Genomic DNA, 22,339 nt, shown 5'->3' with positions numbered 1-22,339 from the left:
CCCTTACTCGGCGGCGCGGCGCTCGGTGTTGGCCTGCGCGTGGGCGCAGATGCGGCGGGTCAGCGTGGTCAGGTCGGCCTGGAGCCGGGCGAAGCCCTCGTTCCGCTCCAGCGTCTCCTCGTTCATGTAGAGACGACGGTTGATTTCGAGCTGGAGGGAATGGCGGCCCCGCGCCGGGTCGGAATGGCGGGACACCAGTTCCACCCCCTTGAAGGGATGGTTCCGCGCGACCTTGTAGCCGAGCCCGGTCAGCACCCGCTCGACCAGCGCGGTGAAGCCCGGCTCGCAGGTGGTGCCGTCGCGGTCGCCCAGCACGAAATCCATGCCCAGCTTGTGCGCCGCCCCCGGCCCGACCGCGGAGGGCATGGAGTGGCAGTCGACGTGCCATACGGCGCCGAACCGGGCGGCCAGATCGTCCATCACGCTGGACACCTGGAAATGATAGGGACGGTAGTAGCGGTCGATGCGCTCCGCCACCTCGGCCGCCGACAGCCGCCCGTCGTAGAGCGGCATCCCCGGACGGCACAGCGTGCGGATCAGCCCCATGCCGGCGGCGCTCTTCTCCGTCGGGCGCAGCGGCTCCGGCCAGCGCCCGTCGAGAATCGCCGGGTCGATGTCGTCGATGGCCCGGTTCGCGTCGATGTAGGTGCGCGGGAACAGGGCGCAGAGCAGCGTCGCGCCATGCTCCGGCGCGTGGGCAAACAACTCGTCCACGTGGGTGTCCTCGGCCTGCCGCAGGGTGGACAGCGGGCAGACGAAGGCGAAGTCGCGCGGGTAGACGGTGCCGCTGTGCGGTGAATCGAAGAACACCGGCAGGCGCGGGACGATCGGATCGTTGCGGACGAGCACGTCCTCGATCACGAAACTCATGGCTGACCCCGGTGTACCAACGGCTCCAACGCGCCACGGCACCTGCCCGGATGGCATAGCGTGGCGCTGCGGCGGATGGATTCGGGTATAGACGATGGCCGGGTGTCCGTCGACCAAAAACCGTCATACACCGGTAAGGCAAAGGACATGATGGACGCGTGGAAATGGCGGGGCTGGCGCACCGCCGGACTCTCCGCCATACTGACCATTCGGCGAAAGCGCCCGGCACCGGCCAGACCCGCAGAGGCGAGATCCGCTTGACCGAATCCCTGCCACCGATCGAACTGACGCCGCCGGACATCGGTCCCTACCGTCGTGGAAACACCGGCATCGACCACGTCACGACGCTGGACTCCGGGCGCCCCGGCCCGCAAGCCGTCATCGTGTCGCTGATCCATGGCAACGAGATCGGCGGCGCGGTGGCGATGGACCGGCTGTTCCGGATGGGCATCCGGCCCACCCGCGGGCGGCTGACTCTGGTCTTCGCCAACACCGCCGCCTATCAGAGCTTCGATGCCGAGCGTCCCTACGCCTCCCGCTTCGTCGACGAGGACATGAACCGCGTCTGGTCGCCGGAGGTGCTGGACGGCCCACGCGACAGCATGGAACTGCGCCGCGCCCGGCAACTCCGCCCGGTGTTCGACGCCGCGGACGTCATCCTCGATCTGCATTCCATGACGGCGGACACCCCGCCCCTGACGCTGTGCGGACGGACCGACCGCGCCCGCGCGCTGGCCCGCCGGCTCGGTTACCCGGCTTGGGTCGTCGCGGACGAGGGGCACGCGGCGGGGCGGCGGATGATCGACTACGCGGATTTCGCCGCGGCGGACGGGAGGCGCACCGCCATCCTGGTCGAATGCGGCCAGCATTGGCGGAACGAGACGGCGCTGGTTGCCCTGGAAAGCGCCATGCGTTTCCTGCTCGCCCAGGAGATGATCGACCCGTCGCTGGCCGACCGCCACATCCGCCGCCACCCCGATCCGCTGCGCACCGTCGAGGTGACCGAAGCGGTGACCGCGGAAACCGACGAATTCTTCTTCGACCAGGCCTATGTGGGGATGGAGATCATTCCCCGCGCCGGAACGGTCCTCGGCCATGACGGCAACCGCCCGATCGTGACGCCTTACGACGACTGCGTGCTGATCATGCCGGCGCGGCGCCCGAAATCCGGGCAGACCGCCGTCCGGCTGGGGCGGATCGTTCCTTGAACCGGACACAACGAGCGGCATGACCATCGGACCGGGGCTCCGCCCCTTCGCGCTCGCCCTCGCGCTGGGGACGGCGGGGGGCGCGCTGTTCAGCTATTTCCATCTGCCGCTGGCCTGGATGATCGGCGCCATGACCGCCACCACGGTCGCCGCCATGGCCGGTGTTGCGCTGCATGTGCCGAAGCCGCTGCGCAACGCCATGATCATGATCCTCGGCGTGATGCTGGGCAGCGGCTTCACCCCGGATATCCTGGGGCGGCTCGGCGAGTGGAGCCTGTCGCTGAGCGCGCTGGCCGTCTATCTCGTGCTGGCGACCACGCTGGGGGTCCAGTATCTGCGCCGCGCCGCCCGGCTGGATCCGCCGACCGCTTTCTTCACCGCCACCCCCGGCGGGCTGAACGAGATGGTGATGGTCGGCACGCAGATGGGCGGCGACAGCCGGACCATGGCGCTGTCCCACGCGCTGCGGGTGATGCTGGTGGTGCTGGTCATCCCCTTCGCCTTCCAGGCGCTGGGGCTGTACGACCCGGCGCGGCGCGGCGCGCTCGGCCCGCCCCTGCTGTCGCTCGCCCCGCTGGATGTGGCGCTGCTATCCGCCTGCGCGCTGGGCTACCCCCTGGCGAAGCTGCTGCGCATCCCCGCGGCCCAGATCGTCGGGCCGATGCTGCTGTCCGCCGCGATCCACCTCGCCGGGCTGACCGAGGGCAAGCCGCCGGGCGTTCTGGTCGCCGCCGCCCAAGTGGTGATCGGCGCGTCGCTGGGCTGCCGCTTCACCGGGCTGGACATTCGCCGCATCGGGCGCGACGGGCTGACCGCGCTGGGTCTCACCGGGCTGATGCTGCTGGTCACCACGGCGGCGGCCTGGATGGTCGACGAAGCGACGGGGCTGGGGCTGGCCGCGCTGATCCTCGCCTTCGCACCGGGCGGGCTGGCCGAGATGACGCTGGTCGCGCTGGCGCTGAACATCGACGTGGCGCTGGTCGCCACCCACCACATGGTGCGCATCATCCTAATCGTGACGCTGGCCCCCGGCTTTTACCTGCTGTGGCGCAAGTGGCGGTCCCGCCGCGGCAAGACCTGACGAATCGCCACGGGCTCGGCCGGCCAATCCGCCGCACACGCATGTGTGGAGTTTCCGTTGCGCCCGTCCCGCACCCCGTGCGAGGTGGAGGCGCGGACGGGTGGTGAAGCGCCACCACCCCGCCGCTCAACGAGGAGGCTCGGAGGATGAAGGAAATCCTCGGTCTCCTGATCCTGCTGCTTCAGATCGTCAAGGCAATCCTTGATCTTCTGAACCGACAGTGATCGGGCCGGGAGGCGGGGGATTCCGGCCCCTGCCTCCCAAGCCTGATGATGGCGCCGCGTCCGCCCGATTGCAAGCCATCCGATCATTTCACGGCAGGCTTACCCTTTTCCCACTGAGGGTTCGTATCGATCAGCGGCACGCTGGAGATGGACATCTTCGCCGAAGCGTCCTTCACCTGCCGGCTGTAGACCACATAGATCAGCGTGTCGTTCACCCGGTCGTAGATGCGGCGGATGGCGATGGACTTGAAGACCAGGCTCTTGCGCTCGGAGAAGACCTCCTCGCCCTTCTGCGACAGCTCGATGTCGCCGATCACCAGCGGCCCGGTGCGCCGGCAGGCGATGGAGGCGTTGGACGGGTCCTCGAACCAGTTTCCCTTGGTCAGCCGGTCGAGCACGCTGCGGTCGAAATCCACCAGATGGCAGGTGATGCCCTTGACCTTCGGGTCCTCGATCGCCTGCACCTGAAGCCCGTTGCCGGTCCAGTCGTTGGAGAAGCGCCCGACGACCGGATCGTCGGCCAAAGCAACGGTGGAGGCGGCCATCGGTGGCAGCACGGATAGCGCCAGGACCATCAGGCCGCGGCGGATGTTTATCGAAGGGAACGGGCTGCGCATCTCGTGGAACTCCGGTCATCGCGAAGCGGGGCCGCGTGGGCGCGGTCCTGGAATACCCCTAAATCGGGCGGGGGTCCGGCGCCGTCAAGCGCCCCCCGGCCCGCTACTCCCGGAGTGCCTGCCCCCGATGAGCGACCGCACGATCGATCCACCCTTGACCCCGCCGCCGGAGCCGGTGACCGAGCCCCTGCCCCCGGCCCGGAACCCCCGCGACCCGGTGCGGGTGGCGGTTGTGGGGCTGTTCGTCATCGCGCTGCTGTTCACGCTGTATTTCGGGCGCGACGTTCTGCTGCCGATCATGCTGGCGCTGATCCTCAGCCTTCTGCTGCGCCCCTGCGTGCGCGGCCTCTACCGGCTCGGCCTGCCGGAGGCGCTGGGCGCGGCGGTGGTGGTGATCACGGTGTTCGGCGCCGGGCTGGGGGCCATCTACACGTTGGCGACCCCGGCGACCGAATGGGTCAACCGGATGCCCCGCGTGGTCAACGAGTTGGAGTTCAAGCTGGGCGACATCCGCGAAGGGATCGACCGCGCCCGCGAAGCCTCCCGCCAGATCGAGCAGATGGCCTCCGACCGCAACGGTGCCGCGCGGGAGGTGGTGGTGCGCGGCCCGTCGCTGGCCGAACAGGTGCTGCATCAGGCGGAGGCGGTGATCGCCAACGTGGTGATCCTCCAGGTGCTGCTCTATTTCTTCCTGGCCCGCGGACGGCAGAGCCTGGAGGCGCTGATCGGCACGATGCGCGACGTGGATGACCGCGTGCATTACGCCATGGTCGCCGCCACGGTGCAGCAGAACATCGCCGCCTATCTGGCGACCATCACGGTCATCAACATCGGGCTCGGACTCGCGACGACGCTGGCGATGTGGCTGTGGGGGGTGCCCAACGCGGCGCTGTGGGGAACGCTCGCCGGACTCATCAACTACGTCCCCTTCATCGGGCCGGCGGTGATGACGGCGGTGCTGTTCCTGGTGTCGGCGCTCACCTTCGACGGGGGCGTGCAGATCTTCGGACCGCCGCTGACCTTCGTGGCGCTGACGATGATGGAGGGCAACTTCATGACTCCGATGATCGTCGGGCGGCGGCTGGCGCTGAACCCCATCGGTGTGTTCGTGTCCATCCTGTTCTGGGGCTGGATGTGGGGCATTCCCGGCGCGCTGCTGGCGGTGCCGATCCTGGCCATCCTGAAGATCCTGTTCGACGCGCACGAGCCGCTGAAGCCGATCGGCGCCCTGCTGGGCTGACGCTGTAGCTCTGGCCGGGGCGGCCCCGCCGTGGCATGGTCCGAGGGAGGAAACGACCGGATGGGAGGTGGGGTGATGGTGCTCAGCGGCTTGACGCTCTTCGTCATCGCGCTCCTGATCTTCGCGCTGGCGCTGGTTCTGTTGGGGGTGCGGACCGTGGCGCAGGGCCAGGAATGGACGGTGGAGCGGTTCGGCCGCTACACCCGCACGCTCCAGCCCGGCCTGCATCTGATTCTCCCGCTGATCGACCGCATCGGGCGCAAGCAGAGCATGATGGAGACGGTGCTCGACGTGCCCTCGCAGGAGGTCATCACCCGCGACAACGCCATGGTCACGGCGGACGGCGTGGTCTTCTTCCAGGTGATCGACGCCGCCAAGGCCTCCTACGAGGTCAACAATCTGGAGCTGGCGATCCTGAACCTGACCATGACCAACACCCGCACGGTCATGGGCTCGATGGACCTGGACGAACTGCTGTCCCAGCGCGACCAGATCAACGCCCGCCTGCTCGGCGTGGTGGACGAGGCGACCAGCCCCTGGGGCGTCAAGGTGACGCGCATCGAGATCCGCGACATCCAGCCGCCGCGCGACCTCGTGGACAGCATGGCCCGCCAGATGAAGGCGGAGCGCGACCGCCGCGCCTCCATCCTGGAGGCGGAGGGCCAGCGCCAGGCGGCCATCCTGCGGGCGGAGGGCGCCAAGCAGGCCGCCATCCTCCAGGCCGAGGGCCGGCGCGAGGCCGCCTTCCGCGACGCCGAGGCGCGGGAGCGCTCCGCCCAGGCCGAGGCCGAGGCCACCCGGCTGGTCTCCGACGCCATCGCCGGGGGCAGCGCCCAGGCCATCAACTACTTCGTCGCCCAGCGCTATGTCGATGCTCTGACGGCGGTGGCCGCCGCCCCCAACCAGAAGGTGCTGTTCATGCCGCTGGAGGCCGCCAACGTGATCGGCGCCATCGGCGGCATCGCGGAGATCGCCCGCGAAGCCTTCCCGAACCGCCCTGTGAACCAACCGGCGTCCTCCGGAACGGCCGCCGCCCCGCCGCCGGCACCGCGCAGCCCCTGGAATCGCGATGAACGGAATCGCGACGACCGGAATCAGGACGAACCGAACAGGCGCGATGCGCCGGTGCCGCCGGTGTCGTAGGATTGGACGAAATCCCGAAGGCGGGCCCGCGATGATCGAATTCTGGCACTGGTGGGTTCTGGCCGTGCTGTTGGGGGCACTGGAGACGGTGGCGCCGGGAGCGGCTTTTCTGTGGCTGGGCGGGGCCGCCGCGCTGGTCGGCTTCGTGCTTCTGGTCTGGCCGTCCCTGCCGTGGGAGCATCAGGGGTTGCTGTTCGCCCTGCTCGCCATCGCCGCGCTGGTGGGAACCCGCTTCCTATCCCGCGGGTCAGCGCATACGACGCACACGCCGCATCTGAACCGCCGGACGGCGCAATACATCGGGACGCTGCACACGCTGGACGGCCCCATCGTCAACGGGCGTGGCCGGGCGCAGATCGGCGACGGGCTTTGGACCGTCGAGGGACCCGACCTCCCCGCTGGAACCCGTGTCCGCATCGTCGGGGCCGAGGGCACTCTGCTGAAGGTGGAGAAGGCCTAGGCGCCATCCGAACCGCCGCGTCGGGGCTTCGGCGAGGTCGTGCCGGATCTGTTCGGCATGGCGTTCCAACCGTTGTGCCAGAGCGTCCATGCTGCCGTCGCCGGTGGCCGCCGCGCGCTCCGCCGCCTGACGGCTGAAGGCTTCCAGTTCCCGCGCCATGGCGCGGTAATCGGGCACGTCGCCTCTCGATCCGGATGTCCCGTCCATGGCCCCCGCCATGCTGCATTGCCGCAAACTACGAGGGTATGCTGGCACAGCGTGGAGGGGTCTGGAATCAGGCTTACGGCGGGTCCGGCTTCTCTTTCGGCACAATAAACAGGGCCGTACGGCCCTTTGGCCTATGTCATTCTGGAGAGCGGAGGCGTCAGTCGATCAGTTCGTCCAGGGTCGCGCGGACGACCTGCACGATCTCCCCGCCGAAGTGGCCCACGCCGAGGTCGCGGGCGCCGACGATGATGGACAGCTCGCGCTCCGTCGTAGGGGCGAATCGAGCGATTTCCGGCACCAGCTCGTCCGGCAGCACGGCGTCGCGCGACAGCCCTTCGCGAGCCGCCGCGCGGTCCCGCCAACCGTTGAGGGCGGCGTTGATAGCGGCCTCGATCTGGAGGGATTCCTCCTTGCGCTTCAGATCCTTGTAAAGCACGAGAATGCGCCAGGCGCCGTCGGCGTAGGCGGTTTCGATGCGTTGCACCTCGACCGCGCGCAGGAAGGAGGAGAGTTGCCCTTGGGCCTCGTCCGCGCTCGCGTCGGGGATCATGAAGGTGCGGATTTCGGTGCTCATCCTGTTCCTCGATGCGTGCCTCGCCTTTCGCGCAAGACTACACGAAAGCGCCAGCATCCGGCTACTCCGGCACGATCCGGACGGATGCCCCCTTCGTCATAGGAAAACATGGCGGCACACGGGACCCTGCTCCCTCCCGGAGTGTTTGAATCATAGGACACCGCACATCGCCGGGCACACCGCTGGGAGGAGCAGAGGGACCATGACCGGGCCTGTTGAACCGCAAAAGCACCGGACGGACCGGACCGGGCCGCAAGCGAAGCCGCGGCGGTTGTGGATCACCTTGCTGGCGGTGATCCCCGCCCTGTTCGCGGCCGGGACGGCGGGGGCCTTCTGGACCGGCTACAGCCTCCACGACCGGCCCTTCGCCTGGTATAACAGCAACCGCATCGCCGCGACGGCGGAGCGGGCGGCGCGGGACCTGTCCCCCGTCGTGGTGGTGGCACTCGGCGACTCGGCGCTGCGCCACGCCACCCTGGACGAGTCCGGAATGGCCGCGCTGGCGGCGAAGCACGGGGTGGAGAGCCTGCATTTCCTGCGCATCGTCCACGACCACGCCCGCATCGAGGACTTCGAACCGCTGCTGGGCGGCGTGCTGAAGCTGAAGCCGGCGCTGGTCCTCCTGGACGTGGACCTGCTGTTCGCGGAGCGCAGCGAGGTCGCCGGGTTGCGCCGCTACGGCGCGCACCTGACCGAGGTGGCGATGCTGGGCCGCTCCTACCTGCCCGACCAGAGCGCCCTGCAATACGCCAAGCCGTGCCACGCCGTCGGCCCGCAGGGCTGGACCGCCACCGCCGCCGACCGTTGGGTGGAGACCCGCGACGCCGCCGTCCGGATGAACGACGCCTCGCCGGCCTTCGACCGGGTGCGCCGCTTCGCCGATCAGGCGCGCGCCGCCGGGGTCGGGATCGCCCTGTTGCTTCCGCCCCGCCCGGCGGCGGTGGAGGAGCGGCTGTACGGCGCGGGCAACGGCTACCGCCCGGCGGCGCTCGACCGGCTGAGCGGGCAGGCCGACCTGCCGCTCTGGCGATTCCCCGACTCGGCGCGTCCCGAGCCGGCCAAGGCGTCGGCCTTCTGCCGCAGCGGCATGCTCGGGCCGGAGGGCCGCGATGCCTATTCGGCATGGCTGGCCGGCGGAATCGCCGAACGTCTGTCGCATCCAAGGGTGGAAGAGGCCGCGCTGCAATAAGATCCGGCCATCCCGGCCGGATGATGCGCCCCGAATAACCCGATGCTGACACGGCAGCGTCATCAAAGTGCAATTCCCGGCGACCTAGAATGCGCCCGCATCCCCGCCGGCCCCGGAGCCCACCGGGCCGACCGGCGGGGGATTGCGCCTCTCTTCGGCCACGGGTGAACCACAGATGAGCGCCGCCATGGATTTCTCCGTCCGCGAGGCCCCGGCCAGCACCGAGATCGTGCTGAGCGGGCGCATGACCTTTGCCGACCACGACACCTTCCGCGACGTCATCGCCACCTTCGAGCGGCCGGCGGGGCACCGGGTGATCTTCGACCTGTCGCGGCTCGACTTCGTCGACTCCTCCGGCCTCGGCATGTTCATCATCGCCCGCGACACCGCGCAGCGGCGCAATCTGGACTTCGCGATCCGCGGCGCCCGCGACGAGGTGCGGCGCCTGATCACGATCGCCAAGTTCCACACCATGTTCAACATCGACGACTGACGCGGCGGCGACGGACGCGATGGGCCACATACGCGCCGTGGCGGTGCCACCCGGAACGGAGGGCGACGACGCTCCACCCCGCCCCGCCCGTTCCGGCGCGGGCACCTCGGTCTACGGGATGGAACTGGGCATCCCGCTCGGCGGCTGCCGGGTTCTGATCGCCGACGACAGCGCCTTCAACCGCAAGACGCTGACCCGCTTCCTGCAATGGGCCGGCATCACCCAGGTGGCCTTCGCCTCCTCCGCGGAAGAGGTGATGGAGCGGCTGGAAAGCTTTGCCCCCGACCTGCTGCTGCTCGACGCGGCCATGCCGCGGATGGACGGCATCGGCGTGTGCCGCAGCCTGCGCGGCGACCCGCGCTGGCGCGACCTGCCGATCCTCATGCAGAGCGCGCTGCACTCCGACCAGATGAGGACGGTCTGCTTCAGCGCCGGGGCAACCGACCTGATCGCCAAGCCGATCAACCCCGGCGAATGCATCGCCCGCGTGCGCTACCACCTGGAGCGCCGGTCCATGGTGCAGGAGTTGCGCGCCTTCCACGAGCGGGTGGAGCGCGACCTGCGGCAGGCCCGCGCCATGCAGCTCGCCCTGGTGCCGGAGCCGGCGGAGCTGGCCGCCCTCGCCGAGCGGAACGGGCTGGCGGTGGACTCGGTCTTCCGCGCGTCGGACGAGATCGGCGGCGACTTCTGGACGGCCTTCGCGTTCGACGGGAGCCGTGTCGGGGTCTTCGCCGCCGACCTGTCGGGCCACGGCATCGCCGCGGCGATCAACGCCTTCCGCCTCCACACGCTGCTCACCCGCACCCCGCCGGAGGAGATGCGCGACCCGGCCGGCCTGCTGCGCCAACTGAACGGGCGGTTGTGCGAGATCCTGCCGCTGGGCCAGTTCGCCACCGCCTTCTATGGGGTGATCGATCGCGCCGACGACACGTTGCTCTACGCCGCCGCTGCGGCTCCCAGCCCCCTCCTGGCGACCAACTTCGGCTTCCAGCCGTTGGACGCGTCCGGCCCGCTCCTCGGCGCCTTCCCGGACTCGGCCTACACGAACCAGCGCGTGCCGCTGCGGCGCGGCGACAGCCTGTTCCTCTATTCCGACGGGCTGAGCGAAGCCCGGGACGCCGACGGCGCCATGCTGGGTGAGGACGGCCTGCTCCGTCTGGCCGAGCGCGCGGCGGCGGACGCTCCTGACCGCCCCCTGCCCGCCCTGATGACCGGCCATGCCGCAATCCATGGCGAACACTTGAACGACGACGTGACCGCGCTCTGGATCACCCGCCGCTGACGCGCCACAGCAATTTATCCATTGGCCCCATATCCTTATTCGCGTTATGGATATTGCTGCGTCGGGCGACGTGTAACAGGAGACGGAACGGATATGGCTTCGATCATGATCAAGAAGGCCGGCGAGGGCCTGATTTCCCAGGCTCACCGCAACGCCGACGTTGGCCCGACCAGCGGCAGCTCGGTCGTGTACGAAATTCTCAACGTGCCGGCGGGCGTGTCGGTGGACGACATCATCGCCGCCTTCAAGACCTTCAAGCCGGTGGACAAGAAGTACGAGTACGACTACGCCGAGCTGTCCAAGTAAGGCGCTCGTTCGCCCTTCCCGCGGTTCCCGCAAGGGCGGAAACCGCGGGAAACGGCCTTTACCCCTTCTTGGGGAAGCGCTCGATCCAGCGCTCCAGTTCCGCCACATGCTCCGCCTCTTCGGAGGCGAACTCCTCGGCCATCATGCGGACCTCCGGGTCCGTGGTGGTGGTGGCCACATCGGCGTAGAAGGCGTGCCCGCGCTTCTCGCTGTCGAGCGCCAGCTCCAGCGCGTAATCCACCGTCATCAGATAGTGCGAGCCTTCCATGGAGGCCGCTTCCGGGCTCTCGTCGTCCGGCCACTGGAAGTCTTCCGGGGCGAGCACCGGCACGTCGCGGAAGGCGGAGCGCTTGCGGGCGTCCGCCAGATGCAGGCGCGAGAACTCGGCCATCTTGGCGAAGAAGGCCGCGACGTCCGCGTTGCCGTAGGTCTTCATGGCCTCCGACAGGTCGGCGAAACGGTTGGCGGCGTCCTCCTCCAGCGCGCAGGCGTGGGCGAGGAACAGGGCGGGGTCGTGAATGTTGGCCATAGGGTCCCGAGATCGTTAAGTCACAAATGGATTGTGGTTATTTGAACCATAACGCCTTGTTGCGAAAGGTTCTCGGATCGCTGGCCGGTTGCGGATCATTGCGACGATTTAACGCACCCCTCATTCATCCGCGCTTGGTGCCTCAACCCGCCCGGCCTAGAGATCCTGAAACATCGTCACGAACGGCAGGGGATGTCCGCCATGAGCGCCGCGCACAACGGATTGAAAGGCCATCCGGCGAACGGCCTGCACCCTGTCGCCCTGGGGCACGAGGATCTGGAGCGGCTGCACCTTCTGCGGCAGCACCGGCGCGAGACGCGCGGCGCGGGGACACCGGCGCGCACGGCGGGCCAGTGGGTGGCCGACGGGGTGGCGGCCCTGGTCGGGTCCTGGCGCTTCATCATCGTCCAGTCGGCGCTGCTGGCCCTGTGGATCGGCGCCAACGCGCTGGGCTGGGCCAGGGCGTGGGACCCCTATCCCTTCATTCTGCTGAACCTCGTCCTGTCCTTCCAGGCGGCCTATACGGCGCCGATCATCATGATGAGCCAGAATCGGCAGGCCGACATCGACCGCAAGCGGGCTAGCCAGGATTACGACGTGAACCTGAAGGCGGAGCTGGAGATCGAACTGCTGCACCAGAAGATCGACCTGCTGCGCGAGCAGGAGATCGCCCGGCTGACCCGCATGGTGGAGGACTTGACCGAAGCGCTCGCCGCTGCCAGGAACACGGCGCTGCCGCCCACACCAACGACCTGACAGCCACCATGAGCATCCCGCCCCTTCCCATCGATCCCGTGCTTCCCGAGCTTCTGGCCGCGCTGGACGGGGGCGGCGTGGCGGTGCTCCAGGCGCCGCCGGGGGCGGGCAAGACCACCCGCGTGCCTCTGGCCCTGCTCGACCGCCCTTGGCTGGCTGGGCGCAAGGTGATCGTGCTGGAGCCGCGGCGGCTGGCCGCCCGCGCCGCCGCCCGCCGCATGGCCGCGATGCTGGGGGAAGGCGTCGGCGAGACGGTCGGCTACCGCGTGCGGCTGGACACCAGGGTCGGCCCGAGGACCCGGATTGAGGTGGTGACCGACGGCCTGTTCCTGCGCCAGCTTCAGGAAGACCCCGAACTGCCGGCGGTCGGCGCCGTGCTGTTCGACGAGTTCCACGAGCGCGGCATCGACAGCGATCTGGCCCTGGCCCTGGTGCAGGAGGCGCGCGGCGCGCTGCGCGACGACCTGCGGCTGGTGGTGATGTCGGCGACGCTGGACGGCGGCCCCGTCGCCGCCCTGCTCGGCGACGCCCCGATGGTGACCAGCGAGGGCCGCGCCTTCCCGGTGGAGACCCGTCACCTCGACGCCACCACCACCAGCAACGGCACCGGCACCCGCATCGAGGACGCCGTGGCCGCCGCCGTCCGCCGCGCGTTGCGGGAGGAAAGCGGCAACGCGCTGGTCTTCCTTCCCGGCGCGGGGGAGATCCGGCGGGTGCAGAGCCTTCTGGAGGCGGCGGACCTCGGCCCCGGCACGGTGATCGCCCCGCTCTACGGCGACCTGACGGCGGACGCCCAGGACCGCGCCATCGCCCCCAGCCCGCCGGGCACGCGCAAGATCGTGCTCGCCACCCCCATCGCCGAGACCAGCCTGACCATCGAAGGCATCCGCATCGTCGTGGACGGCGGGCTGATGCGCGTTCCCCGCTTCGACCCGCGCAGCGGCATGACGCGGCTGGTCACCACCAAGGTCTCCCAGGCGTCGGCGGAGCAGCGGCGGGGCCGCGCCGGCCGGCTGGAGCCCGGCGTCTGCTACCGCCTGTGGCCGGAGCCGTCGCACAAGGCGCTGGCCGCCTTCACCCCTCCGGAGATCATGGACGCCGACCTCGCCCCGCTGGCGCTGGAGCTGGCGGTGTGGGGCGTGTCCGACCCGGCGTCGCTGGCCTGGCTCGACCCGCCGCCCGCCGCCGCCATGGCCCAGGCGCGGGAGCTGCTGCGCGAGCTGGGGGCGCTGGACGCCGACGGAGGCATCACCGCCCACGGCCGCCGCATGGCCGGCTTCGGCGTGCATCCCCGGCTGGCCCACATGATGCTGAAGGGCAAGGCGATGGGGCTGGGCGCGCTGGCCTGCGAGGTCGCCGCCCTGCTCGGCGAGCGCGACATCGTCCGCGCCCAGCCCGGCTTCCGCGACGCCGACCTGCGGCTGCGCGTGGAGTTGCTGCGCGGGCTGGACGATGACGGCCGGGTGCGCGGCGCCGGGCGCGGCCTGACCGTGGAGCGCGGCGGCGCCCAGCAGGCGTTGAAGCAGGCCCGCAACTGGAAGCGCCAGTTGGGCGTAAAGGGCAATGGTGGCGATCTCGGCGCCACCGGCCTGCTGGTCGCCCTGGCTTATCCCGACCGCATCGGCCAGCGCCGCCCCGGCGGCAGTACGGGCGGTGCTGCCGCCCAGTACCGGCTGTCCAACGGGCGCGGCGCCTATTTCCAGGACGCCGAGCCGCTGACCGCCGAGGACTGGCTGGCCGTCGCCGACCTGGACGGGGCCGCCCGCGAGTCGCGCATCTTCCTCGCCGCCCCGCTCTCCCTGGCGGAGCTGGAGGACGCCTTCGCCGAGCACATCCGCAGCGAGACGCTGGTCGCCTGGGACGGGCGGGAGCAGACGGTGCTGGCCCGCCGCCGCCGCATGCTGTTCGCCCTGGCGGTGGACGACAAGCGCCTGCCCAACCCGCCCGCCGAGGCCATCGCCGCCGCCATGCTGGAGGGCATCCGGGAAATGGGGCTGACCGCCCTGCCCTGGACCGACGAGCTGCGCAAGTGGCAGACGCGCGTGCTGTTCCTGCGCCGCCGGGAGGGGGAGGAGTGGCCGGACGTCTCCGACGCCGCCCTGCTGGAGACGATGGAGGACTGGCTGGTGCCCTTCCTGAACGGCGCCTCGCGCCGCGCTCATCTCGACCGGGTGGAGTTGGGCAACGCGCTGCGCGGGTTGCTGCCCTGGGCGATGCAGCAGCGGCTGGACAAGGAGGCGCCGACCCACGTCGAGGTGCCGAGCGGCTCCCGCATTCCCATCGATTACAGCGGGGACGAGCCGGTGCTGGCCGTCCGGCTTCAGGAGATGTTCGGGCTGGCCGAGACGCCGCGCATCGCCGGTGGGCGGGTGCCGCTGCTGCTCCATCTGCTGTCCCCCGCCCGCCGTCCGGTGCAGGTGACACGCGACCTCGCCAGCTTCTGGGCCAATGCCTACAAGGCGGTGAAGGCCGACCTCAAGGGGCAGTATCCCAAGCATCATTGGCCCGACAACCCGCTGGAGGCCGAACCCACGGCGCGGGCGAAACCACGCGGACGATAACAGGAGGGCGGTCATGGCGATCATCGGGGTGATGGGGTCGGGGCAGGAGGAATGGGCGGATTACGCGGAGCCGCTCGGCGTTTGGATCGCCGGGGCTGGGCACGACCTGCTGACCGGCGGCGGCGGCGGGGTGATGCGGTCGGCCGCGCGGGCCTTCCACGGCACGCCGGGGCGCCGGGGCCGCTCCATCGGAATCCTGCCGTCCGAGCCCGACCCGGTCCGCGGCCATGCGCCCCTGCCCGGTTACCCCAACCCCTACATCGACCTGCCCATCCTGACGCCCTTCGCGCGCAAGCCGGCCGGCGCGCCGCCGACGGAGCTGAGCCGCAACCACGTCAACATCCTGACCAGCGATGCGATCGTCGTCCTGCCGGGCCGCCACGGGACCTTGGACGAGGTGCGGCTCGCCCTGCGCTTCGGAAAGCCGATGATCGGTTTCGGACCAGAGCTTGACTTTCGGGCCATGCCCGCCGAATTGCGGACAACCGGCGACTTCGGAACGGTCACGGCCTTCATCGCGGACGCCCTGTCCCGCCGCTGACCCTCCGTTCCCGAAAAACGCGACCTGTGGCAGGATGGCGGGCATGGATGCGCAAGGGATTCTCGACCTCAGCCGCTGGATCGCGGAGGCCGGGCTGCGGGGGGTGCCGGAGACGGACCTCGTCGGCGGCTTCTGCGAGCGGCTGGTCGCGGCGGGCGTGCCGCTGACCCGGACGGTGGTCGGGGCGGACACGCTGCACCCGACCATCGCCGGCCATGTCGTCACCTGGGACAGCAGCGGGCGCAACGCCGCCGAGGTGCGCCGGACCGAGTATGGCGGCGACGGCAGCGATCCCGACATCGACGAGAAATGGCTGCGCAGCCCCTTCCACCGGCTCTACACCTCCGGCGAGACGATGCTGCGGCTGCGGCTGACCGACGGCACGGAAGGCGGCGAGTTCCCGATCGTCGACGAGCTGCGGGCGCAGGGCGCCACCGACTACATGGCCATCGTCAACCGCCTCGGCCCCCGCGCCGCCATCGGGGAGCTGGACTGCATCTTCTCCTCCTGGGTGTCGCACCACCCGGACGGCTTCAGCGACGCCCAGCGCGACGCGCTGCTCACCCTCACCGGCAGCCTGGCGCTGGCGCTGCGCGGCCACGCCATGGCGAACATCGCCAACACGCTGGCCGAGACCTATCTCGGGCGGGACGCGGGCCACCGGGTGCTGCGCGGGCACATCCGCCGCGGCGTCGCGGAGGAGCTGGACGCCGTGCTGTGGTTCAGCGACCTCCAGGGCTTCACCCGCATCACCGACACCGCCGCCCCGGAAACCATCCTGCCGCTGCTGAACGACTACGCGGAGCTGGTGGTGACGGCCATCCACCAGCACCACGGGCAGGTGCTGAAATTCATGGGCGACGGCATTCTTGCGGTCTTCGACCGCTCCAGCGCCGAGGACGCCTGCCGCGCCGCCCTCGACGCGGCGGAGGAGGCCCGGGAGCGCTGCAAGGAACTGAACAGCCGCCGGTCCGCCGCCGGGCTGCCGGTGACGCGCTTCTATCTCGGGCTGCACCAGGGAAAGGTGTTCTACGGCAACATCGGCGGGGTGGATCGGCTGGACTTCACTGTGGTCGGCCCCGCGGTGAACGAGGCCAGCCGCATCGCCGCCATGTGCCGGTCGCTCGACCAGGACATCCTGCTGTCGTCCGCCTTCACCGAATCCGCTCCGGAATGCCGGCAGCGGCTGATCTCGGTCGGGCGCTACTTGCTGCGCGGGGTGGGCCGCCCGCAGGAGCTGTACACGCTGGACCCGGAAGCATCGCCCCCACCCTAACCCTCCCCCGCTGCCGCAGGGGAGGGTTGGGGTGGAGGCAAACACGCGGCCCCACCCTGCCCCATCACCCCCCGATGCCGCTGGGCGCGGTGACGGCATGCTCCTTCAGGATGGCGTCGGACAGGGCCGACACCTCGACGAGCTGGACCTCGTAGCCCCACAGGTTGGCGATGTGGCGCAGCACCGCCTTGGCGTCGCTCTCGTCCAGCAGCACGCCGTTGGTCACGCGGTGGTGCAGGATCAGCTTGCGGTCGCCCGCCAGATCGACGTCGACGATCTGGATGTCCGGCTCCAGGAAGCCGAGGTCGTACTGCCGCGCCAGCAGCTTGCGGATGCCGCGGTAGCCGCGCTCGTTGTGGATGTTCTCGACCAGCAGATAGGGGTCTTCCGCGTCGTCGCGCACGCTGAACATCTTGAACTTCCGCATCAGGTGCGGGCTGAGATACTGGAGGACGAAGCTCTCGTCGCGGAAGTTGGCCCAGGCGTCGCGCAGGGCGCCCATGCCGTCGCCCCGCCCGGCCAAGTCGGGGAACCAGTAGCGGTCCTCGTCGGTCGGAGTCTCGGCGATGCGCTGGATGTCCTGCATCATCGCGAAGCCCAGCGCGTAGGGGTTGATGCCCGAGAAGCGCTGGTCGTCGAACTCCGGCTGGAACACCACCGAGGTGTGCGAATGCAGGAACTCCAGCATCGCGCCTTCGCTGATCATCCCCCGCCGGTGCATCTCGTTCAGGATGGTGTAGTGGGTGTAGGTCGCACACCCCTCGTTCATCAGCTTGGTCTGCTTCTGCGGGTAGAAATACTGGGCCATGTGGCGGACGATGCGGAGGATCTCGCGCTGCCAATGCTCCAGCCGCGGCGCCTTCTTCTCCAGGAAATAGAGCAGGTTCTCTTCCGGCAGACCGAGAAGCTTCTTGCGCTCCGACACCGACTTGGACGGGCGGTTGCCGCCGACGGCGGCCTTCGGCACGGTGCGCCACAAGTCGTTGAAGGTCTGCTCCTGATACTCCTGCCGCTCCCGCTCGCGCTTCTGCTCCAGCCGCAGGTCGAGGCTGCGCTTCTTCGGGTACTTGTGCACGCCCTGGTTCATCAGCGCGTGGGCGGCGTCGAGCACCCGCTCCACCGCGTGGTGGCCGTAGCGGTCCTCGCATTGGGCGATGTAGGACTTGGCGAATTCCAGATAGTCGAGGATGCCCTCGGCGTCGGTCCACTGCTGGAAGAGTTGGTTGTTCTTGAAGAAGTGGTTGTGGCCGAAGGCGGCGTGGGCGATCACCAGCGTCTGCATCGTCATGGTGTTCTCTTCCATGATGTAGCTGATGCAGGGGCTGGAATTGATGACGATCTCATAGGCGAGGCCGCGGTAGCCCTTGCGGTAGAGCATCTCGTCGCGGGCGAAATGCTTGCCGAAGGACCAATGCTTGTACATCAGCGGCATGCCGATGGACGAATAGGCGTCGAGCATCTGCTCGGCGGTGATGACCTCGATCTGATTGGGATAGACGTTGAGGCCCATGTCCTTCAGGGCGATGTCCTCGATGGCGTCGTAGACGCGCTTGATCTGGTCGTAATCCCAGTCCGCCCCGTCGTAGAGCAGGCTGTCGGGCTTGTCGATCACAGCGGTCATGCCTCGCATCCTCTCAAAACTCTATGGGGTGTTGGCCCCGATTCTCTGCTTCGGCCTTGCGGTGGCGGGCATTGCCCCCTCCCTAGCCCTCCCCCGCTACGCGGTGGAGGGAACCGGCCCCCTCTCCCGCGCAAGCGGGGGAGGGTTGGGGTGGGGGCAATCGCTTTTACGCCCCCGCCTTCTCGCGGGCGAACAGGTCGCGGAAGACCGGGAAGATCTCCCGACGGGAGCGGACTCGGCGCATGGCGATCGGCAGGTCCGGCCCTTGGACCGTCTTGTAGGTCCGCCACAGCTCCGTCTCGCGGCCCAGCGCCGACAGGCCCATGTTGTGCTCCGCCGCCACCTCGATGTAGGCGAAGTACTGGCACAGCGGCAGGATGCCGTCCCGCAGCAGGCCCGCCGACCGCGCGTTGTCCGACGACATGTTGTCGCCGTCCGACGCCTGGGCGGCGTAGATGTTCCACTCGTTCTCCGGATAGCGCTCCTTGACGATGCGCTGCATCTCCTCCAGCGCCGTGGAGACCACGGTGCCGCCGGTCTCGGTGGAGTAGAAGAACGTGTCCTCGTCCACCTCCTTGGCCTCGTGGGTGTGGCGGATGAAGACGATGTCCACCGAGCGGTAGCGCCGCTTCAGGAACAGGAACAGCAGCATGAAGAAGCGCTTGGCGAGGTCCTTCATGTGCTCGGTCATCGAGCCGGAGACGTCCATCAGGCAGAACATGACCGCCTGCGCGATGGGCTTCGGCACCGTCTCGAACCGGTTGTAGCGGACGTCGATCGGGTCGATGAAGGGGATGCGCTTGGAGCGGAGATAGTGCCGCTCCAACTGGTCGCGCATCTCCCGCAGCTTCTCGGGATCCTCACCGCGGTCCTCCGCCTCGCGCAGAAGCGCCTCCAGCTCCAGCATCTCCGCCGGCTTGGGCCGCTTCAGCGCGATGCGCCGGCTGAGGCTGTTCCGCATGGTGCGGACGAGGTTCAGGTTGGCCGGCGAGCCGGTCACCGAATAGCCCGCCCGCGTCAGCGAGTGGGATTCCGTCTGCTTGACCTTCTGCTTGACGAGGTCGGGAAGCTCCAGGTCCTCCAGGAAGATGTCCAGGAACTCCTCGCGGGACAGGACGAAGCGGAAATCATCGTCGCCCTCCCCGTCCGGACTGCCTTCGTTGCCGCCGCGGCCACCGCCGCTCTCGGGCCGCGCGATGGTGTCTCCCTCCACATACTCCTTGTTGCCCGGCACGACGTAGTCGCGCACGCCGCCGGCGCCGGAGCGGTGGAAGGAGGGCTCCCGCACGCCGCCGGTCGAGATGGTCACCTTCTCGCCGTTTTCGATGTCCTGGATGCCGCGTTTGCCGGAGGCATCCCGCACCGCCTTCACCACCTGCTCCTTGGCACGGCGCAGGAAACGCTGGCGGTTGGCCAGGCTCTTGCCTTGCGGATTCAGGCGACGGTCGATGATGTTCATCAAGGGGGAGCCCCTCCTACCCGTTCACGCTCGTGTGGCGAAGCGGGCCGTCAGCCGGCCTGCTTCACGCGCATGTACCACTCGACCAACCGACGGACCTGCCGCTCGGTGTAGCCGCGCGACATCATGCGCGACACGAACTCGTTGTGCTTCTTCTCGGTCTCGCCGTCCTTCTTGGACCCGAAGCTGATGACCGGAAGCAGATCCTCCACCTGGGAGAACATGCGTTTCTCGATCACCTCACGGATTTTCTCGTAGGACGTCCAGGAGGGGTTGCGCCCGGCGTTCGCCGCCCGCGCGCGCAGCGCGAACTTGACGACCTCGTTGCGGAAATCCTTCGGGTTGGCGATCCCGGCGGGCTTCTCGATCTTGGTCAGCTCCTGGTTCAGAAGCTCGCGGTTCATCAGCTGGCCGGTGTCCGGGTCCTTGAAGTCCTGGTCCTCGATCCACGCGTCGGCGTAATCCACATAGCGGTCGAACAGGTTCTGCCCGTAGTCGCTGTAGGATTCCAGATAGGCCTTCTGGATCTCGTTCCCGATGAACTCCGCGTAGCGCGGCGCCATCTCGGCCTTGATGAACTCGATGTACTTCTTCTCGGTGTCGTCGGGGAACTGCTCCCGCTTGATCGACTGCTCCAGGATGTACATCAGGTGGACGGGATCGGCCGAGATCTCGTTGGAGTCGTAGTTGAAGGTCGCGGCCAGGACCTTGAAGGCGAAGCGGGTGGAGATGCCGTCCATGCCCTCGTCCACGCCCGCCTGGTCGCGGTATTCCTGCATGGACTTGGCCTTGGGGTCGGTCTCCTTCATGCTCTCGCCGTCATAGACGCGCATCTTGGAGTAGAGGCTGGAGTTCGGATGGTCGCGCATGCGCGACAGCACCGAGAACTTCGCCAGCATCTCCAACGTCGACGGGGCGCAGGGCGCGGTCGCGAGGTCGGAGCTCTTGACCAGCTTGTCGTAGATGCGCTGTTCCTCCTGCACCCGCAGGCAGTAGGGAACCTTGATGACGCAGATGCGGTCGATGAAGGCTTCGTTGTTCTTGTTGTTCTTGAAGGACTGCCATTCCGCCTCGTTCGAGTGGGCGAGGATGATGCCCTGGAACGGGATGGCGCCGATGTTCTCCGAACCGACGTAGTTGCCCTCCTGGGTCGCCGTCAGCAGCGGGTGGAGCATCTTGATGGGGGCCTTGAACATCTCGACGAATTCCAGCAGGCCCTGGCTGGCCCGGTTCAGGCCGCCGGAGAAGCTGTAGGCGTCGGGATCGTTCTGGCTGTAGACCTCCAGCTTGCGGATGTCGACCTTGCCGACCAGCGAGGAGATGTCCTGGTTGTTCTCGTCGCCCGGCTCCGTCTTGGTGACGCAGATCTGGCGCAGCTTGCTGGGGTGCAGCTTGACGACGCGGAAGCGGGAGATGTCGCCGCCGAACTCGTCCAGCCGCTTCACCGCCCACGGGCTCATCAGGCCGGTCAGGCGGCGGCGCGGGATGCCGTAACGGTCCTCCAGCAGGTCGCCCATCTCGTCCGGGTTGAAAAGGCCGAGCGGGCTTTCAAAGACCGGGCTGATCTCCTTGCCGGCCTTCAGGACATAGACCGGGCATTTCTCCATCAGCGACTTCAGCCGCTCCGCCAGCGACGACTTGCCGCCGCCCACCGGTCCCAGCAGATAGAGGATCTGCTTGCGCTCCTCCAACCCTTGCGCGGCGTGGCGGAAGAAGCCGACGATCCGCTCGATCGTCTCCTCCATGCCGTAGAAGTCGGCGAAGGCCGGGTAGATCTTGATCGTCCGGTTCATGAAGATCCGGCCAAGGCGCGGGTCCTTGGCGGTGTCGACGATTTCCGGTTCGCCGATGGCGGCGAGGATGCGCTCCGGCGCGGAGGCATACATCATCGGGTCGTCGCGGCATTCCTGGAGGTATTCCGTGAGGCTCATCTCGACCTCACGGCGCCCCTCGTAGGACTGTGTGTAGCGCGTGAACAGTTCGTCGGCCGGGAACATTCCGCTCTCCGTGTCTCTTAGTCCGATGCGTCGGGGCTGCCGCCGGGGGACCCGGGCGGCGGGGGCGGCACCTGCCGCAGGTGCGAACTCTGGGGCGTCACGGACACAACGGTCCCGCGGCACCCCCGCTCACCGTCGAAAGCCAGACCTTTTATCCAGTTGCGGTTCAAATGAAGCGCCCCCTTCGGAGTGCTAAACTCGAATGCTTCAAAACTGAATGTAATGCTCGACCTAGAGCTTTCCAGGAGGAAAGCCTTGATAGTCTGAAAAGAGAGGCGGCCGGACACCCCGGTCATCAGTAATAGACCACGCGGCCGGGTTGTCCGAAAAGGCCGGGGTGCAAGCACCGGCGGGATGGATGGCAAGAAGAACGAAGGTCGACAGGGCTGAGACTTGCAACCGGCTTCCGGAGCGCGGCCCGGATGCCGTTCGTCGGGGACTCGCTGGACCTTGCCGATCACCCATCGACCTCCAGTGCATCCATGCGCCTTAACCAACTAAGGCGCTACGGTTAACAACGAGCGTGACGGATATTCCTTAACAACCCGCTTCCGCGTCCATCGCCGCCGCCTTGCCTCACGATATTAACGCATGGGCGACGGGCATGGTCCACACCTTCCAAAGAAGGATGGTGAGCCTCATCACAGCAGATCAACAAGGCAGAATTTGGATGAGCCGCCTTTGCCATTGCGGCGCACAATCGGC

At 68.4% G+C, this 22,339-nt stretch carries 20 protein-coding genes; 13 read left to right on the top strand and 7 right to left on the bottom strand.

Annotation, left to right across the window (positions count from 1 at the left end; all coding sequences use genetic code 11):
- Positions 1-3: 3 nt before the first annotated feature.
- Positions 4-870 carry an N-formylglutamate amidohydrolase gene (locus DS837_RS00790; RefSeq protein ID WP_149163023.1) on the bottom strand — a complete coding sequence of 289 codons (867 nt, stop codon included), beginning with the start codon at positions 868-870 and terminating at the stop codon, positions 4-6.
- 257 nt (positions 871-1,127) lie between these two features.
- Here DS837_RS00790 and DS837_RS00785 point away from each other — a divergent pair, with 257 nt between their 5' ends.
- Together DS837_RS00785 and DS837_RS00780 are read left to right on the top strand one after the other, a co-directional pair.
- Positions 1,128-2,078, top strand: a complete 951-nt coding sequence (locus DS837_RS00785) for a M14 family metallopeptidase (RefSeq protein WP_247889707.1) — start codon at positions 1,128-1,130, stop codon at positions 2,076-2,078.
- A gap of 19 nt (positions 2,079-2,097) precedes the next feature.
- A complete protein-coding gene (locus DS837_RS00780; protein ID WP_149163021.1) occupies positions 2,098-3,159 on the top strand; it encodes an AbrB family transcriptional regulator in 1,062 nt (353 codons plus the stop codon).
- Between the two features lie 307 nt (positions 3,160-3,466).
- Here the strand turns inward: DS837_RS00780 and DS837_RS00775 are convergent, their stop codons facing one another.
- Positions 3,467-4,000: a CreA family protein gene (locus DS837_RS00775; RefSeq protein ID WP_149163020.1), complete on the bottom strand. Its 534-nt coding sequence runs from the start codon at positions 3,998-4,000 to the stop codon at positions 3,467-3,469.
- A 127-nt stretch (positions 4,001-4,127) separates the two neighbouring features.
- On the opposite strand from DS837_RS00775, the gene DS837_RS00770 reads away from it, so the two are divergent.
- The 3 genes from DS837_RS00770 (at position 4,128) to DS837_RS00760 (ending at position 6,843) form a co-directional block, all read left to right on the top strand.
- Entirely contained in the window at positions 4,128-5,240 is a 1,113-nt protein-coding gene (locus DS837_RS00770; protein WP_149163019.1) for an AI-2E family transporter, read from the top strand.
- A 75-nt stretch (positions 5,241-5,315) separates the two neighbouring features.
- Entirely contained in the window at positions 5,316-6,383 is a 1,068-nt protein-coding gene (locus DS837_RS00765; RefSeq protein WP_247889706.1) for an SPFH domain-containing protein, read from the top strand.
- Between the two features lie 31 nt (positions 6,384-6,414).
- A complete protein-coding gene (locus tag DS837_RS00760; protein WP_014241283.1) occupies positions 6,415-6,843 on the top strand; it encodes an NfeD family protein in 429 nt (142 codons plus the stop codon).
- A gap of 364 nt (positions 6,844-7,207) precedes the next feature.
- Here DS837_RS00760 and DS837_RS00755 read toward each other — a convergent pair whose 3' ends face one another.
- Complete coding sequence (locus DS837_RS00755) at positions 7,208-7,624, bottom strand: HRDC domain-containing protein (protein WP_145622668.1); 417 nt, start codon at positions 7,622-7,624, stop codon at positions 7,208-7,210.
- A gap of 202 nt (positions 7,625-7,826) precedes the next feature.
- On the opposite strand from DS837_RS00755, the gene DS837_RS00750 reads away from it, so the two are divergent.
- The 4 genes from DS837_RS00750 (at position 7,827) to DS837_RS00735 (ending at position 10,894) form a co-directional block, all read left to right on the top strand.
- Positions 7,827-8,813, top strand: coding sequence for a hypothetical protein (locus DS837_RS00750; RefSeq protein WP_149163017.1), 987 nt, complete (start codon positions 7,827-7,829; stop codon positions 8,811-8,813).
- Between the two features lie 175 nt (positions 8,814-8,988).
- Positions 8,989-9,306, top strand: coding sequence for an STAS domain-containing protein (locus DS837_RS00745; RefSeq protein ID WP_247889705.1), 318 nt, complete (start codon positions 8,989-8,991; stop codon positions 9,304-9,306).
- A 19-nt stretch (positions 9,307-9,325) separates the two neighbouring features.
- The gene (locus tag DS837_RS00740; RefSeq protein ID WP_149163016.1) at positions 9,326-10,588 is read left to right on the top strand and encodes a PP2C family protein-serine/threonine phosphatase; all 1,263 of its coding nucleotides are present in this window, start codon (positions 9,326-9,328) and stop codon (positions 10,586-10,588) included.
- 93 nt (positions 10,589-10,681) lie between these two features.
- A complete protein-coding gene (locus DS837_RS00735) occupies positions 10,682-10,894 on the top strand; it encodes a hypothetical protein (protein WP_149163015.1) in 213 nt (70 codons plus the stop codon).
- A 58-nt stretch (positions 10,895-10,952) separates the two neighbouring features.
- On the opposite strand, the gene DS837_RS00730 is transcribed toward DS837_RS00735, so the two are convergent.
- Positions 10,953-11,423, bottom strand: coding sequence for a ferritin-like domain-containing protein (locus DS837_RS00730; protein ID WP_149163014.1), 471 nt, complete (start codon positions 11,421-11,423; stop codon positions 10,953-10,955).
- Between the two features lie 201 nt (positions 11,424-11,624).
- Here DS837_RS00730 and DS837_RS00725 point away from each other — a divergent pair, with 201 nt between their 5' ends.
- From DS837_RS00725 to DS837_RS00710, 4 genes are read left to right on the top strand one after another with little or no spacing between them, the layout of a single operon-like run.
- The gene (locus tag DS837_RS00725; RefSeq protein WP_149163013.1) at positions 11,625-12,179 is read left to right on the top strand and encodes a DUF1003 domain-containing protein; all 555 of its coding nucleotides are present in this window, start codon (positions 11,625-11,627) and stop codon (positions 12,177-12,179) included.
- Positions 12,180-12,187: 8 nt separating this feature from the next.
- Positions 12,188-14,740, top strand: coding sequence for an ATP-dependent helicase HrpB (gene hrpB, locus DS837_RS00720; protein ID WP_149163012.1), 2,553 nt, complete (start codon positions 12,188-12,190; stop codon positions 14,738-14,740).
- 13 nt (positions 14,741-14,753) lie between these two features.
- Entirely contained in the window at positions 14,754-15,281 is a 528-nt protein-coding gene (locus tag DS837_RS00715) for an SLOG cluster 4 domain-containing protein (protein WP_149163011.1), read from the top strand.
- A 43-nt stretch (positions 15,282-15,324) separates the two neighbouring features.
- Positions 15,325-16,557 carry an adenylate/guanylate cyclase domain-containing protein gene (locus tag DS837_RS00710; RefSeq protein ID WP_149163010.1) on the top strand — a complete coding sequence of 411 codons (1,233 nt, stop codon included), beginning with the start codon at positions 15,325-15,327 and terminating at the stop codon, positions 16,555-16,557.
- Between the two features lie 64 nt (positions 16,558-16,621).
- Here the strand turns inward: DS837_RS00710 and DS837_RS00705 are convergent, their stop codons facing one another.
- From DS837_RS00705 to DS837_RS00695, 3 genes are all read right to left on the bottom strand, one after another.
- A complete protein-coding gene (locus DS837_RS00705) occupies positions 16,622-18,178 on the bottom strand; it encodes a SpoVR family protein (protein ID WP_149163009.1) in 1,557 nt (518 codons plus the stop codon).
- Positions 18,179-18,344: 166 nt separating this feature from the next.
- Positions 18,345-19,637, bottom strand: coding sequence for a YeaH/YhbH family protein (locus DS837_RS00700; protein WP_041811201.1), 1,293 nt, complete (start codon positions 19,635-19,637; stop codon positions 18,345-18,347).
- A gap of 50 nt (positions 19,638-19,687) precedes the next feature.
- The gene (locus tag DS837_RS00695) at positions 19,688-21,634 is read right to left on the bottom strand and encodes a PrkA family serine protein kinase (protein ID WP_149163008.1); all 1,947 of its coding nucleotides are present in this window, start codon (positions 21,632-21,634) and stop codon (positions 19,688-19,690) included.
- Between the last annotated feature and the right edge of the window lie 705 nt (positions 21,635-22,339).

Origin of the sequence: Azospirillum brasilense, assembly GCF_008365405.1 — a bacterium.
GTDB lineage: Bacteria > Pseudomonadota > Alphaproteobacteria > Azospirillales > Azospirillaceae > Azospirillum > Azospirillum brasilense_D.
This window is presented reverse-complemented; position numbering and strand designations above follow the sequence as displayed.

Coding starts and splice junctions, on each gene's coding strand:
- DS837_RS00745 (WP_247889705.1), top strand. CDS start 8,989: ATGAGCGCCGCCATGGATTTCTCCGTCCGCGAGGCCCCGGCCAGCACC.
- DS837_RS00750 (WP_149163017.1), top strand. CDS start 7,827: ATGACCGGGCCTGTTGAACCGCAAAAGCACCGGACGGACCGGACCGGG.
- DS837_RS00775 (WP_149163020.1), bottom strand. CDS start 4,000: ATGCGCAGCCCGTTCCCTTCGATAAACATCCGCCGCGGCCTGATGGTC.
- DS837_RS00700 (WP_041811201.1), bottom strand. CDS start 19,637: ATGAACATCATCGACCGTCGCCTGAATCCGCAAGGCAAGAGCCTGGCC.
- DS837_RS00760 (WP_014241283.1), top strand. CDS start 6,415: ATGATCGAATTCTGGCACTGGTGGGTTCTGGCCGTGCTGTTGGGGGCA.
- DS837_RS00695 (WP_149163008.1), bottom strand. CDS start 21,634: ATGTTCCCGGCCGACGAACTGTTCACGCGCTACACACAGTCCTACGAG.
- DS837_RS00730 (WP_149163014.1), bottom strand. CDS start 11,423: ATGGCCAACATTCACGACCCCGCCCTGTTCCTCGCCCACGCCTGCGCG.
- DS837_RS00790 (WP_149163023.1), bottom strand. CDS start 870: ATGAGTTTCGTGATCGAGGACGTGCTCGTCCGCAACGATCCGATCGTC.
- DS837_RS00780 (WP_149163021.1), top strand. CDS start 2,098: ATGACCATCGGACCGGGGCTCCGCCCCTTCGCGCTCGCCCTCGCGCTG.
- DS837_RS00740 (WP_149163016.1), top strand. CDS start 9,326: ATGGGCCACATACGCGCCGTGGCGGTGCCACCCGGAACGGAGGGCGAC.
- DS837_RS00765 (WP_247889706.1), top strand. CDS start 5,316: ATGGTGCTCAGCGGCTTGACGCTCTTCGTCATCGCGCTCCTGATCTTC.
- hrpB (WP_149163012.1), top strand. CDS start 12,188: ATGAGCATCCCGCCCCTTCCCATCGATCCCGTGCTTCCCGAGCTTCTG.
- DS837_RS00705 (WP_149163009.1), bottom strand. CDS start 18,178: ATGACCGCTGTGATCGACAAGCCCGACAGCCTGCTCTACGACGGGGCG.
- DS837_RS00755 (WP_145622668.1), bottom strand. CDS start 7,624: ATGAGCACCGAAATCCGCACCTTCATGATCCCCGACGCGAGCGCGGAC.
- DS837_RS00710 (WP_149163010.1), top strand. CDS start 15,325: ATGGATGCGCAAGGGATTCTCGACCTCAGCCGCTGGATCGCGGAGGCC.
- DS837_RS00715 (WP_149163011.1), top strand. CDS start 14,754: ATGGCGATCATCGGGGTGATGGGGTCGGGGCAGGAGGAATGGGCGGAT.
- DS837_RS00735 (WP_149163015.1), top strand. CDS start 10,682: ATGGCTTCGATCATGATCAAGAAGGCCGGCGAGGGCCTGATTTCCCAG.
- DS837_RS00725 (WP_149163013.1), top strand. CDS start 11,625: ATGAGCGCCGCGCACAACGGATTGAAAGGCCATCCGGCGAACGGCCTG.
- DS837_RS00770 (WP_149163019.1), top strand. CDS start 4,128: ATGAGCGACCGCACGATCGATCCACCCTTGACCCCGCCGCCGGAGCCG.